This is a genomic window from Xanthobacter aminoxidans (assembly GCF_043193615.1).
GTDB classification, from domain to species: domain Bacteria; phylum Pseudomonadota; class Alphaproteobacteria; order Rhizobiales; family Xanthobacteraceae; genus Xanthobacter; species Xanthobacter aminoxidans.
Window position 1 is genome coordinate 387,922 of the sequence record NZ_JBAFUS010000003.1, and the last position, 14,524, is coordinate 402,445.

Genomic DNA, 14,524 nt, shown 5'->3' on the forward strand with positions numbered 1-14,524 from the left:
TTGAGCTGGAAAAAATGAAGAAACTTGATGCCGAGAGCCCCGAGACCAAGAGCGCCGATATCGTCTCCGGCAACGTTGAGGTGTTGAAATCCCTATTCCCCGACGCATTCACGGAAGGGAAGATCGATTTCGAGGTGCTGAAGGAACTGCTCGGTGGGGCCGTCGATGAGCGCGAGGAGAAGTACGGGCTGAAGTGGCATGGCAAACGCCGCGCCCGGCAGATCGCGTTGACCCCGTCAGCCGGGACGTTGCTTCCTTGTCCCGAAGAAAGCGTTGACTGGGACACGACTCAGAACTTGATGATCGAGGGTGACAACCTCGAAGTGCTGAAGCTCTTGCAAAAGAGTTACGCTAGCAAGGTGAAGCTAGTCTATATCGATCCGCCCTACAACACTGGTGGAGATTTCGTTTATCCAGATGATTTCCGAGATAATATCAGTAACTACATGATGCGAACCGGACAGGTTGAATCGGACGGGAGAAAGAATTCTAGCAATACAGAATCGTCAGGACGTTTTCATACGGATTGGCTTTGCATGATCTATCCACGCCTAAAGCTAGCGTGGAGCCTTCTGCAACCTGATGGCTTTCTGCTGGTCAGCATTGATGATCGCGAGTCTGGAAATCTGCGGCTTGTGTTGAATGAAATTTGTGGTGAAGAAAACTTCATAGCGGTGTTGGTGTTTGATAGAAATCGGAAGAATGACGCAAAACTTGTGTCTGTAGGGCACGAGTACATGATGCTCTATGCCAAAAACAAACAACTCCTGAGTGAGCTCGATGTGCGGTTGCGCGCTCCAAAGGACGGTGTCGACGAGTTGAGGGATATCTTTGCGCAGCTTCGCCAAGAGCACGGTGATGACTGGGCGGCAATCTCCGGAGGGTTGAAAGAGCACTATTCCACGTTCGTGGAGGACGATCCACGCTTGCCGCTCGCGCGCTTTACTAAAGTCGATGAGCGCGGTCCATACCGGGATGACGGAGATCCTAGTTGGCCGGGCGGCGGAGGGCCACGATATGACGTGCTTCATCCGACAACAGGGAAGCCGTGCACAGTACCGAGCCGTGGCTGGGTATGGCCCACCTATGAGCGAATGAAGCAAGAAATAGACGCCGGGAATATCGTATTCGGTCCGGACGAAAAGCGCATCCCTTCAATTAGGAGGAATATCTTCGAGAAAGATGACCAGGTTCTACGTAGCGTAATTTTTAGCTATGCGCAGAAAGCGAGCCAGGATTTTGCCGCGTTATTCGACGGGAAGTCGGTATTCCAGAATCCAAAGAGCTACAGGGATCTTCATCGATTAGTGACTTACCTCACCGCACCCGGTGAAACGATTCTAGATTTCTTCGCAGGATCGGGCACCACTGGACACGGGACGATGCTAGCAAACGTAGAGGCGGCGCCTTCTCGACGGTTCATAATGGTGCAGTTACAGGAATTGTTGGATGCGAACGATAAGGATCAAAAGATCGCGGCTGAGTTCTGTACGTCGATCGGTAAACCTCTAAATATCGCTGAGATCACCAAGGAGAGACTGCGGCGTGCAGCCAAGATGATACGGAGCGAGACCCCTGATTGCTCCGGGGATCTCGGCTTTCGTGTATTCAAACTTGCACCGTCAAACATCCGTGCCTGGGAGCCTGATGCCATCGATCTCGAAGACAGCCTTCTGAAAAATGCCGAGCACCTCGTTCCGGGGCGTAAGGAGCAGGACGTGCTTTATGAACTCTTGCTCAAACTTGGTTTGGATCTCTGCGTACCGATCGAAACGAAGACGATGGCCGGCAAGATGGTTCATTCCATTGGCGGCGGTACGCTGATTGCCAGTCTTGCTGACGGTTTGACCAAGGACGTGGTGGAGGAACTCGCGAACGGCATCGTCGAATGGCGGAAGGCGCTGGCGCCGGCCGTTGATACGCGCGTCGTGTTCAAGGACACCGGCTTCGCCGACGATATCGCCAAGACCAATATGGCCGCAATCCTGAACCAGGCCGGCATTTCCGAAGTTCGTAGCCTGTGAGGATGGTTCGATGAAACTGCATTTCGAACCCGATCTCGACTACCAGAAACGCGCGATCGAATCCGTCGCGGACCTGTTTCGTGGCCAGGAGATCAACCGTACCGAGTTCACCGTCACCGCCTTCGGCACAGGCAAGGCCGGCGGTATTGGCCGATTGAAGGAAGATGCGGCTCTTGATGCGCAGTCAGAGCTCGGGCTGGTCGAGAGCGAACTCGGCATCGGCAATCGGCTCACGCTGCTGGATGACGAGATCATCGCCAATCTGAAGGATATCCAGCTCCGCAATGGCTTGGCGCCATCCTCCGCGCTGACCTCTGGCGACTTCACGGTGGAAATGGAGACCGGCACGGGAAAGACCTATGTCTATCTCCGCACCATTTTCGAGCTGAACAAGCTCTTTGGCTTCACCAAATTCGTCATCGTCGTGCCGTCGGTCGCGATCAAGGAGGGTGTCTACAAGACGCTCCAGATCACCGAGGAGCATTTCAAGGGCCTCTATTCGGGACAGCCTTTCGACTATTTCCTCTACGACTCCACCAAGCTCGGCCAGGTGCGCAATTTCGCGACCAGTCCCAACATCCAGATCATGGTGGTGACGGTCGGCGCCATCAACAAGAAGGATGTGAACAACCTCTACAAGGACAGCGAGAAGACGGGCGGCGAGCGGCCGATCGACCTCATCCGCGCGACTCGACCGATCCTGATCGTGGACGAACCGCAGAGCGTCGACGGCGGCCTTTCTGGCGCTGGCAAGAATGCCCTCGGCGAGATGAATCCGCTTTGCACGCTGCGCTATTCGGCGACCCACGTCGACAAACATCACATGGTGTTCCGCCTGGACGCGGTCGATGCCTACGAGCGCAAGCTGGTCAAGCAGATCGAAGTCGCCTCGCTCGAAGTGGAGGGCGGGCACAACAAGGCCTATGTCCGTTTCGTCTCCGCAAGCAACGCCAAGGGAACCATCACCGCGCGCGTTGAGATCGACGTGCTCGATGGCAAACAAGTGCGTCGCCAGGAGGTGACGGTTCAGGATGGCGACGATCTGGAGGAACTGACCAAGCGCGCGATTTACGCCGATTGCCGGATCGGCGAGATCCGCGCCGGACGCGACAATCAGTTCCTGGAGGTGAAGCTGCCGGGGAGTGAAGAGTTTCTCCAGCCCGGCCAAGCCGTCGGCGATGTTGATGCCGACGCGCTGAAGCGCCTGATGATCCGCCGTACGATCCACGAGCATTTGGTAAAGGAGAAGCGCTTGGCGCCGCTCGGCATCAAGGTGCTGAGCCTGTTCTTCATCGATGCGGTGGAGCACTACCGCTCCTACGACGCCGATGGAAATCCCGTGAAGGGCAAATATGCCCGCATCTTCGAGGAAGAGTATCGCCGCGCGGCGAAGCTTCCGGATTTCGTCAGCCTGTTCAAGGAGGTCGACGTAACGTCGGAAGCCGAGGAGGTGCACGACGGCTATTTCTCGATCGACAAGGCGCGGCGCTGGACCGATACGGCCGACAACAATCAGGCGGGCCGTGACAACGCCGAACGTGCCTATAACCTGATCATGAAGGATAAGGAGAAGCTGCTCAGTTTCGATACGAAGCTGAAGTTCATCTTCTCGCACTCCGCCCTGAAGGAGGGTTGGGACAATCCCAACGTCTTCCAGATCTGCGCACTCCGCGAGATCGGTACCGAGCGCGAGCGCCGGCAGACTATCGGCCGTGGCCTTAGACTGTGCGTGAACCAGAATGGCGAACGCCTGCGCGGCTTCGACATCAACACGCTGACCGTCATCGCCACGGAGAGCTATGAGGACTTCGCCGAGAACCTGCAGAAGGAGATCGAGAAGGACACCGGCATTAAGTTCGGCATCGTCGAAAAGCACCAGTTCGCGACCATCCCGGTGGTCAATCCGGACGGCTCGACTGGAATGCTGGGTTTCGAGGAGTCGGCCGCCATCTTCGATCACTTGAAGGCCCAGGGCTTCGTCGACACCAAGGGCAAGGTGCAAGATACGCTGCGCACCGCCCTGAAGGACGGAACGCTCGCGCTGCCGCTGGCGCTCGCCGCCCATCTCGGGGCGGTTCGGGATGTGCTGAAGAAGGTCGCCGGAAAGCTCGACATCAAGAACGCCGACGAGCGCGTCACCGTCAAGACACGGCAGGCCATTCTCGAGAGCGCCGAATTCCAGGCGCTCTGGGACCGCATCAAGCACAAGACGACCTATCGCGTTCACTTCGACAATGAAAAGCTGATCACCGATTGCGCCAAGGCGATCGCCAATGGTCCGCCCGTCTCCAAAGCCCGCGTGCGGGTCAGGAAGGCCGATCTTTCCATTGGTCAGGGTGGCGTCGAGGCCAAGGAGCACGCCAAGGACAGCGGGACGATCATCACGATCGAGGAAGGCGACATTGTCCTGCCCGACGTGCTGACCGATCTTCAGGACCGGACCCAGCTCACCCGCAAGAGCCTCGTCCGCATTCTGACCGAGTGCGGCCGCTTGACCGACTTCAAGCGCAATCCGCAAGCATTCATCGAGATCGCCGGCGAGGTCATCAACCGGACCAAGCGTTTGGCCATTGTCGACGGCATCAAATATCAGCGGATCGGCGACGAGCACTATTACGCGCAGGAGCTTTTCGCGCAGGAGGAACTGACCGGCTATTTGCGCAACATGCTCAAGGACGCGCAGAAGTCGGTCTTCGAGCACGTCGTCTATGATTCCGGAGGTGTCGAACGGACATTCGCAGAGCAGCTCGAAAAGAACGAGTCCGTGAAGATCTACGCCAAGCTGCCTGGGTGGTTCAAAGTGCCGACTCCGCTCGGCACCTACAATCCCGATTGGGCGGTTCTGGTCGAAGTCAGCGGCGAAGAGCGCCTCTATTTCGTCGTGGAGACCAAAAGCAGCCTCTTCGTGGACGACTTGCGCGATATCGAAGCCGGCAAGATCGCGTGCGGGGAGGCGCACTTCACCGCGCTCGCCTCCGGACCGAACCCGGCTCGATACATAAAGGCCAGAACGGTCGACGACCTGATGGATCACACGTAAGGCGCTCTCCTTCACGAGGACTGCCGCCCGTCAATTGCCTTGCCCCCTGGAGAGCGGCGAACATACGCCGGCACCAGGGGCAAAGTCAGAGCCTGCGCTTTGGCGGTGCCGGCGCGCAGGTGGCCGCTTCGAGGGGCAAGCGCAACGGATTGCTGTTTCCTGAAAATGTGATAAAACCTCTGCTATATTTTAAATCTGTCGAGGAAACATCACATCGCTACGGCCATGGATTCTCAACGCACTCAAGCGCTCAAGCTGCTGAAAGCGTGCCCGATGATGCGGCTGAAGGACTTTGCCGCCCACGGCATCGGCCCGGAAACGCTGGCGCGTCTTGTCCGGGACGGGGCGGTCGTTCGCCCCGCGCGCGGTCTCTATCAGCTTGCGGACAGTTCGGGGGATGCGGCTCGCATCCTGGCGGAAGCGTCGGTGCTCGTTCCCAAAGGCGTCATCTGCCTGACCTCGGCGCTGCAATTCCACGAGATGACGCTGCAAATGCCATCCGCCGTTTGGATGGCTATCGATCGCACGGCATGGCGTCCCAAGATCGACTATCCGCCTATTCGCTTCGTGCGCTTCACCGGCCCCTCGCTGACAGATGGTGTCGAGCGACACTCCATCGATGGCGTCGAGGTGGCGATCACTAATCCGGCGCGGACGATCGTCGATTGCTTTCGCTATCGAGCGAAGGTCGGACTGGACGTCGCTCTGGAAGGCCTGCGTGAGGGACTTCGACGGCGGAAAGTCACGAGCGACCAGCTCTGGACCTATGGGACGAAAGGAAAGGTCTGGTCGACCATGAGGCCCTATGTGGAAGCGACGGTAGCCGATGGCACATGAACCAAGAAAAAACGTCGGTGCTTCGGTCCGGGCTCGCCTGCTCGACCGGTCTCGTGCCGAACGCACGGACTTTCAGATTCTGCTGACGCGCTATGCGCTGGAACGGCTTCTGTATCGACTGAGCCTGTCACCTCATCGCGACCGCTTCATCCTGAAGGGTGCGATGCTGTTCGTGACCTGGGTGGCAGATCCTTTCCGGCCTACACGCGATCTCGATTTCCTCGGCTATGGCGAGAACAGCCCGGGGGCGATCGGAGAGGCCTTTCGAGCGATCTGCGGGCAGCCGGTCGATGACGACGGCGTCGTATTCGACATCGGCGCTATCACCGCTGTTCCGATCCGGGAGGATGTTGAATACGGCGGCATCCGCGTGCGCACCTCCGCGACGATCGCAGGCGCCCGCATTCCGATCCAGGTCGACATCGGTTTTGGTGATGCCGTCACGCCGGGACCGGTCGAGATCGTGTATCCGCCGCTGCTCGACGCGCCGGCGCCCCGCCTGCGCGCTTATCCGGTGACGACGGTGGTTGCCGAGAAATTCCAGGCGCTCGTTCAGCTCGGTATTGCGAACAGCCGGCTGAAGGATTTCTACGATCTCTGGCTGATCGCGCAGACGTTCGAATTTGATCGGGCATCGCTTGCAGAGGCCGTTCGCCAGACCTTTGCGCGACGCGAGACCATGCTTCCAACCGAGAAGCCGATCGGTCTGAGTGACGCTTACGCCGATGCCTGGGGGCGGCAATGGAAGGCCTTCCTGGGGCGAGAGCGAATGGCCGCAGCGCCGACGGAGCTGGCTGCCGTCGTGTCCGGCCTCGCCGGATTTCTACTTCCCCTGATCGAGCCTGCTGAAAGAGATGAGCGTTGGAAGCCCGGTGAGGGCTGGAGTGCATCGAATGCGTAGCCTGCAGAACAGCGAGGAACGCGCACGCGGCATCGTTATCTATCGCAGTCAATCGCAAGCTTTTGCGATCGGATCTAGCTATTTCTCCCGCGCTTCGTATATAATGCAAACGTACAGATCGACGCCGCGCACCGCGACACATTTATTGTGGAAAATCAATTGCGTGCGATTCTGACGGTATATCTGACGGTAATTGCCTATTTCTCCGTTTTACACTCATCGAAATTTCAAATACTTACCGCTCCGGTTAATCATCGAGTGGGAATGAACTAGGGTGGTTTCAGACCATCCCGCGCCGTGCCGGAGATCGCCCGCCTCCCACTGATTGGTGAGGGTTATTTTTCTTGTCCCGTATCGCTGCATGTCACAGTGCCGCTCGGGCAATCGGTGAGCGGGATGAGCGTTTTTTCAGTCCATAAGATGTGAAATCTCACCTGCAACGTCTGCAGCGGTCTGCCTGAGCAGCTTCAACGTCTGCACGGTTCTGCGCGCACCAGTCTCTCCAAGGAAGAACATGTGGTTGCCCGGCAGCGTCGCGCTCAGCCGCGCGGCGACGGTCCTGACGTGCTCGACCAGCGCCGCCCATGTCTCGGCGGAGAGCGCGGCGAGCTTGTCCGGTTGCGAGAAAACGAAACCTTCGCAAAGCTGCTGGGTGATGTAGACGCCCCATGTGGAGCGGTCCGTGAGCGCGTGGCGGGCGTCGATCGCAGAGGCATGCGTCATTAAGGCGAGCGGCGGAAAGGCGCGATACTGCGCGGTGCCGACCTCGCGCGCGTCTGCGGCCGGGTCGGGAACGAACGCTTCGTCCCGGTAGCGCATGGCCGATGCCGCAAGCCCGACCGGGAAATCGCCGGTCATCTCGCGGGCGAACACGTCGGCATCGAGCACCACGTGGCCCGCCGCCGCGTTCTGATCCGCAAGGCAATGGAGCAGCCAGTCGAGGTAGGCGCCCCTGATCGCGGCGAGGCCGCTTTTGGCTGGCTTCAGGTGGTCGAGGCCGGGCAGGGTATTGGGAAGCGCCGTTGCGGCGGCCATCGCGATGAAAAGCTGGATGCCCTTTCCCCGGCCGCGCAGCGCGGCATGAAGCGGCTCGGCAATTCGCCCCGCCATGCTCCAGCCGAGGACGATGGCGTTGGCCGGCAGGCCACTGCGGTTGATGTAGCGGGCGATGATCTCGGCGCTCTGCTCAGCCCAGTCGGTGACCGAGAACTGCGGGAATGCGGCGTCGAACACCCCCCTGCTGTCGATGGGATAGGACAGGACCAGCGAGGGAAATCCGTCCTCATGCAGCCAGTGGCAAAGGAAATCGGCGGCCCTTCCTCCGGGCGGTCCATAGGCGATGCGGCCGAGCACCCCGCCTCCTGTGACGAACACTACGAGGGGAAGGCCCTTCCGCCCCGGCTCGAACCGCACCAGAGCCGGGTAGCCGGCCGCCTCGGTCAACTCCTCGCCCGGATAGAGCATTGGGGATCTCGTCTGTGCTTCCGCCGGAGCGCGCCATGTCGCGCCCAAGGCTATACCGAGCGTCGCGACTTGACGACGATTGAGGTCCAATACCGCCATTGTCGAACGCTCCATGTCCCACCGGTCGCCGGGGCCCATCAGCCCACGTTGCGGCGCGTCGCATAGCCCGCGGGCAGATCCTCGGGCGCGCAGGCGATGACGCTTTCGTCGTCGCGGCCGCACTCCTCCACGAAGGTGATGTCGGCGAACTCGTCGACGAGCATGGTCGGATAGGTCGGCCCCGCATCGCGATACTGGCGCATCAGGTCGATCTTTTCGTTCTGGAAGCCGATGATCTTCTTCGGTTCCTCCTCGATCCAGCGCGGAAAGAAGGTGGCGCCGTGGGCGCGGTTCTCATTGAGATTGTAGGCGACGCTCACGCAGGTGCCGGTCGGCTCGTGCCAGGAGACCTTGTACACGCCGTCGGCGAGGCGGACGATGTGGACCTCCTGGCCCTTCACCCAGCGCCCGCCGACCATGCCGCCATGCACGCGGTAGTCGATGGTGCGGTCGTTCTTGAAGTACATCTCATACTGCCAGCCATTGGCATAAGTATAGATGATGTGCTTGCCCACGAAGGCGGCGATCTCCGCCGTATGGGTGGAGTCGAATGCGTCGGTCATGGCTGTCCTCTCTCCGGCGCCGGGCTGATGCCCGGACCAGATGCTGTTGACGTGGGATGGATGGGGACGCTTACGTGAACCCGTACTCGCTCCAGCGCCGCCGCACGCGGTCGACGATCTCCGCCGGATAGCCGTGGCGGAACGAGGCCCGCATCGGCAGGGCTTCGCCCCATTCGTCGGGCGGCAGGCAGTTGTAGACGATCTTGCCCGTATGCCCCGAGGCCTTCTCGCTCCTGCGGAGATAGGCGAGAAGCGGCGCGGCCTCGATGTCGTCGAACACGGCATGGCCCAGCAACGGGTGGCAGCGGGTCGCGAAGGCCCAGACCAGTTCCTTCAGGTCCGTCGGATCGACGTCGTCATTGAGCACGATCACCTTGGGGATCACCGCCCCCGCCTTGCTCGCGAACACCGTCTGGCCGATCCGCCGGCACAACGCCTCGCTCTCGCCGACGCCGCTCCGGCGGCGCCAGTCGCGCGGAACGGTGACCACCAGCCAGTGCAGCGCCGACTGCAACGGGATCCAGGCCGTGGTGGCCGGGATGCCGCTTTGGCGTAGGTCGTGGAGGAGCTGAGCCGAACTGGGCAGGCCCCAGGCGGTGTGGTTCTCCTCCACCGGTTCGCCGGCGACCACCACCGGCAGGATGGCGTTGTCGCGATGGCTGATGGCGGAAACCCGGTAGGTGGGCCGGCGCGCTGGCGTATCGAGAGGGATGTAGCCGGCGAACTCGCCCATGGGGCCTTCCTCGACGAGTTCGTCGAGATGGAGGTGTCCCTCGATCAGGATCTCCGCGCTGGCGGGAGCGTCAAGCTCGACCGTCCTGCACCGCACGGTCCTGATCGCGCGCCCCATCAGCGCACCGAGGCGCCCGCTCTCGTTGACATGGGCCGGCAGCGGCATGCCGCAAATGAAGGGAATGGAGGGCTCCACCCCGAGCGCCAGCGCGAACGGCATCGGCTTGCCCATGTCCGCCCAGGCCTTCGCCACCATGCCGAGGTGCTGCTCCGGCGCCACGATGCCCGAGAGGCGCGTGCCGTCGACAACCATCATCCGGGCGATGGACCAGTTGGTCCAGGCGGCGTCTGGCGTGCGTGCGACGATGCAGCCGAAGGTGTTGAGATAGCGCCCGCCGTCCCCATAGTGCAGCAGCGGCGCGGGAAGCGCGGCGAGATCCACCGCGTCCCCGGTGAGCATGTTCTCGAACACCGGCGCATCGTCTACGACCACCGGGTCGATGGGCGGCTTGTCGAGGCTCGCGGCAATGGCCTCGGCGATCGCAAGGCCGCCGGTGGTCGGCGGCAGCTCCAGCGCGACGGCAACGCGAACGAGTTCCATGCCGGGCTGCGCGCTGGTGCCGCCTGGAGCACCAAGGATGCGGAAGCGACCGGGGTGGTCGGAGAGAAGGTTGAACAGGGGCGCCGGCGCCCCTGTCTCGATGCAGAGCCGGATGATGGCACCAAGCTCCAGGTCGAGGGACACCGGTGCGTCGATCTCCTGGATTTCACCGAGGCTGCGCAGGGCCTCGATATAGAGGCGCAGATCGGTGAGGGGCATCAGGCGTCTCCCCCAGCGCGCGCGGCGGCGGGAGGAACTGCGTCCGGCTGGCTACCCCATCGATTGAACAGGCCTGCGTCGAGGTCGTACAGATCGAGCACGCGCCCGACGGTATGGTTCACCATCTCCTCCAACGAGGCGGGTCGGTCATAGAAGGCCGGCACCGGCGGGAAGACGATGGCGCCGTTCTCGGTGGCCTGCGCCATGGCGCGGATGTGGCCGGCATGCAGGGGCGTCTCGCGGAACATGAGGACCACCCGGCGGCGCTCCTTCAGGCAAACGTCCGCTGCACGGGTGAGCAGGCCGTCGGTGTTGCCGGTGGCGATGGCGGACAGGCTCCGCACCGAACAGGGGGCGACGATCATGCCCATGGTGCGGAACGAGCCGGAGGCGATGGCGGCGCCGATGTCGGCATCCAGATAGCTGAAGTCCGCCATGGCGCGGACGTCGTGCACCTTCAGCTCGGTTTCGTGGGCAAGGGTGCGCTCACCCGGCTTCGACATGACGAGATGTGTCTCGATGTCGAGGCTCCGCAGCACCTCGAGGGCGCGCAGCCCGTAGATGATCCCAGTGGCGCCGCTGATCCCGACGATCATGCGCCGGCGTGGCGCAGGAATGACGTGCTGTTGCATGGCGTGCGTCCGGTCCCGGTTCGATAGAACGGAGCCTAGCCAGCCGGGCCAGAGGCCTCATCGTCAGAACTGTCTATGCGGGACGCGGGCCGACCGAACACCCTTCAACGCCGTTGCGGAACGAGTGCGCCGAGGGTCGCCATGGTGCGCTCGAAGTCGCGCAGATTCTCTGCATCCGACTTGCCCAGGATCGATCGGATCTGGCTGCGGACGGTCATGAGCGAGACACCGCGTCCGCGCGCCACATCCTCGGCGCTGGCACCGCCGGTGAGCGCGACGGCGACCTCCGCCTCGGCGCGGCTGAAGCCGAACATCTCGCACAGCATGTCCGCCTGCGGTACCACCTTGCGATTGAGCGGCCGCAGGAGGATGAGGGCCAAGGGCTCCCTGGCATCGCCTTCGTCCCGCCCGCTCACGTCATTGGCAAGGCCCCGCGGCGCCGGGGCGACCGTCAGCGCGGCGATGGCGCCGTTGCGCGAGGTGACACGCATAGCACCCCCGGAGCCCCCTGAAGTGGAGGAGGCAACGAGCTTACGGAGCATGCCGGCCTCTTCGCGGGACATGGCCGCGAGGTACACGCCACTGCCGGCATAAGGGCCCGAGCGCATGGAGAACAGACCGGAATCGGGACCGGCCAGATACCTGCGGGCGAGATCGTTGATGAAGCGGATCTTCAACCCCGCATCGACGACGCCCACGCCCACGGGAAGCGCGTCCAGGGCGGCCCGTGTCAGGGCCACCGCCTCGTCGTCCCGCCCCAGCCGCGCGCGCAGCTCGATGGCGCGCTGCACGTGCGGCATGAGCGTCTTGAGCAGGCGGACATGGGTTTCGTCGAATGCTCCCGTGTCGTCGCCGCGGGACACCAATATCGGAGTCGCCTCCGTGAGGCCGGCCATGCCGCCGATCACATGACGACGCTCGTGATGTCGCGCAAAGTCGAAGTAATATTCGCTGCGGAGGAGTTCGGTTTCGGCGACCAGCTCGGCGCCGAGCTTCGCGTTGCCGAGGTGGTGAGCCCGCGCTGTCGCAAAGTCGTAGCGGGCCTTGGCAGCATAGGGGTCTCTGGCGTGGAAATAGGCCGAATATGCGGTCTCGCTGCCGTCGGCAGGCATCAGCAAGTTGCGAGCCCCTCCGGGACCTCCGAGGACCAGCAGGGCGCGCCGGGCATCCATGATCCGGCAAATCCGGTCGCCGACGTCGAACCAACTGCCGTCCCCGGCGCCGGCCTGGTAGATAGCGCCGACGCAATCGGCGAGCTCGCGCTCCGTGTCTTTCACGCTGGGGCAACCTTGAAGGTAGCCGGAAGATGCCAGAGAATTGCAAGCCTTACAACGCATCCTGACCTAGAGGAGGGAGTGCGGCTAAGGCGGCGTTACCCGGGTCCTCCGCTCTTCTTTCAAGTCGAACACCAATCTTGGGTACCTCACCACTTCTGTTGATGTGCGTTCCAATGCCGTAGCGATAGGCTGACGTCCCATAAGCCCACGCCGGGCGGCCCATTGGCCACCGACGGATCTGTTTCAGGGACGATCACCAGATCAGGCCGTTTACCGCATCCGGCTGATAGCCAGAGGTGACGTGAGGGAGACCTGTCGTCATGGACGCTGCATTCCTCGATTTGAGCGTCCCAACGCGCGACGCGGCCGGACACACGACGGTCGCGGATGAAGCGGACCTCATTGCGGTCCTGCAAGAGATCGTCGGTCGATCGCACGTCCTGACGAGTCCGGAGGCGACGCGGCGCTTTCGCACCGGCATAAGGTTCGGTTCCGGCCCGGTGGTCGCCGTGGTGCGGCCCGGCTCGCTGGTGGAGCAATGGCGCGTGCTGGAGGCCTCTATCGCAGCAAACAAGATCGTCATCATGCAGTCGGCCAACACCGGGGTCACCGGCGGCTCGACCCCCGACGGGGACGATTACGACCGTGGCGTCGTGCTCATCAACACCATGCGTATCGAGGGCCTGCACTTGATCAACGACGGGACGCAGGTGGTTTGCCTGCCGGGCACGACCCTGTTCCATCTGGAAAAGGCCCTGGACAAGATCGGCCGCGCGCCCCACTCGGTGATCGGCTCGTCGTGCATCGGCGCGTCGGTGTTCGGCGGCGTCTGCAACAATTCCGGCGGCGCCCTGATCCATCGTGGCCCGGCCTTCACCCAGCTCGCTCTGTTCGCACGGCTGGATGAGGCGGGCAGCCTGCATCTCGTCAATCATCTCGGCATCGCACTGGGCAATGATCCGGAGACGATCCTCCGGCGGGTCGAGAGCGGCGATTTCACCCCCGCCGACATTGTCAACGACCCCGCCCGTGCCGCCTCAGACTATGACTATGCGGACCATGTGCGCGACATCGCGGCGCCAACCCCGTCCCGCTTCAATGCCGATCCGCGCCGCCTGTTCGAGGCCTCCGGCAGCGCCGGCAAGGTGATGCTCATGGCGGTGCGGCTCGACACCTTCCCGAAGGAGAAGGAACAGGTCGTCTTCTACATTGGCTCGAACCATACCGGCGAGCTCGAAGGCATCCGCCGCCATATCCTCGGACGCTTCAAGAATCTGCCGATCGAAGGCGAGTACATGCACCGGGACTCCTTCAATTGCGCGGAGGTCTATGGCAAGGACACCTTCGTGGTGATCAACACGCTTGGCACGGACATGATCCCGAGGCTGTACGCCCTTGAGGCGGCGTTCGACAATATCTGCCGGCGCTTCAGCTTCCTGCCGAAGAACCTCAGCGCCAAGATACTGCAGGCCCTGAGCCATCTCTTCCCGAAGCATCTGCCCCGGCGCATGACCGACTATCGCGACCGCTTCGAGCACTATCTGCTGTTGAAAATGGGGGACGACGGGATCGCGGAGGCGCGCGCTTACCTCAAGTCGATCTTCCCGTCGAAGTCCGGCGACTATTTCGAGTGCACGCCCGATGAAGGCGACAAGGCCTTCCTGCACCGCTTTGCCGCTGCCGGCGCGGCGATCCGCTACCGCGCGGTGCACGACCGCGAGGTGGAGGATATCGTGGCGCTCGACATCGCGCTGCGCCGCAACGACGAAAACTGGTTCGAGACGCTGCCCGCGGACATCGAGAAGCACCTGATCCGCAAGCTCTATTGCGGCCACTTCTTCTGCCACGTCTTCCATCAGGATTACATCGTGGCCAAGGGCAGCAATTGCGAGGAGATCGAGCACGCCATGTGGAAGCTGCTCGATGAGCGCGGCGCGGAATATCCCGCCGAGCACAATGTGGGGCATCTCTACTTCGCAAAGTCCGCAATGGTCGACCATTTCAAGGCGCTCGATCCCTGCAACACGTTCAATCCGGGGATCGGTCGCACCACCAAATGCGCGCACTGGATGCCGCGCGGACAGGCCGGTGCACCCGGCACCTTCCGGTGCGACGGCTGACCATTTGAAATACCA

General features: G+C 62.0%; 10 protein-coding genes. 5 read left to right on the top strand and 5 right to left on the bottom strand.

The window, feature by feature from the left end; all coding sequences use genetic code 11:
- Positions 1–14: 14 nt before the first annotated feature.
- From V5F74_RS16950 to V5F74_RS16965, 4 genes are all read left to right on the top strand, one after another.
- The gene (locus tag V5F74_RS16950; RefSeq protein ID WP_394009356.1) at positions 15–2,024 is read left to right on the top strand and encodes a site-specific DNA-methyltransferase; all 2,010 of its coding nucleotides are present in this window, start codon (positions 15–17) and stop codon (positions 2,022–2,024) included.
- Positions 2,025–2,034: 10 nt separating this feature from the next.
- A complete protein-coding gene (locus V5F74_RS16955; RefSeq protein ID WP_394009358.1) occupies positions 2,035–5,064 on the top strand; it encodes a type III restriction-modification system endonuclease in 3,030 nt (1,009 codons plus the stop codon).
- A gap of 225 nt (positions 5,065–5,289) precedes the next feature.
- Positions 5,290–5,901, top strand: coding sequence for a type IV toxin-antitoxin system AbiEi family antitoxin domain-containing protein (locus V5F74_RS16960; RefSeq protein WP_394009360.1), 612 nt, complete (start codon positions 5,290–5,292; stop codon positions 5,899–5,901).
- Entirely contained in the window at positions 5,891–6,802 is a 912-nt protein-coding gene (locus V5F74_RS16965; RefSeq protein WP_394009362.1) for a nucleotidyl transferase AbiEii/AbiGii toxin family protein, read from the top strand. Before V5F74_RS16960 ends, V5F74_RS16965 begins: the two co-directional genes overlap by 11 nt.
- Before the next feature lie 408 nt (positions 6,803–7,210).
- Here V5F74_RS16965 and V5F74_RS16970 read toward each other — a convergent pair whose 3' ends face one another.
- From V5F74_RS16970 to V5F74_RS16990, 5 genes are all read right to left on the bottom strand, one after another.
- Positions 7,211–8,365, bottom strand: coding sequence for a hypothetical protein (locus V5F74_RS16970; protein WP_394009363.1), 1,155 nt, complete (start codon positions 8,363–8,365; stop codon positions 7,211–7,213).
- Between the two features lie 38 nt (positions 8,366–8,403).
- Complete coding sequence (locus V5F74_RS16975; RefSeq protein WP_029557054.1) at positions 8,404–8,928, bottom strand: phenolic acid decarboxylase; 525 nt, start codon at positions 8,926–8,928, stop codon at positions 8,404–8,406.
- 70 nt (positions 8,929–8,998) lie between these two features.
- On the bottom strand, positions 8,999–10,480 hold the full coding sequence (locus V5F74_RS16980) for a UbiD family decarboxylase (protein WP_029557053.1): 1,482 nt from the start codon (positions 10,478–10,480) through the stop codon (positions 8,999–9,001).
- Complete coding sequence (locus tag V5F74_RS16985) at positions 10,480–11,112, bottom strand: UbiX family flavin prenyltransferase (protein WP_081837580.1); 633 nt, start codon at positions 11,110–11,112, stop codon at positions 10,480–10,482. The genes V5F74_RS16980 and V5F74_RS16985 overlap by 1 nt, the downstream gene beginning before the upstream one ends.
- Before the next feature lie 104 nt (positions 11,113–11,216).
- Positions 11,217–12,389, bottom strand: coding sequence for a PAS domain-containing protein (locus V5F74_RS16990; protein WP_156026316.1), 1,173 nt, complete (start codon positions 12,387–12,389; stop codon positions 11,217–11,219).
- 320 nt (positions 12,390–12,709) lie between these two features.
- Between V5F74_RS16990 and dld the strand changes: the two genes are divergently transcribed.
- The gene (dld, locus tag V5F74_RS16995) at positions 12,710–14,509 is read left to right on the top strand and encodes a D-lactate dehydrogenase (RefSeq protein WP_394009367.1); all 1,800 of its coding nucleotides are present in this window, start codon (positions 12,710–12,712) and stop codon (positions 14,507–14,509) included.
- The last annotated feature ends 15 nt before the right edge of the window (positions 14,510–14,524 follow it).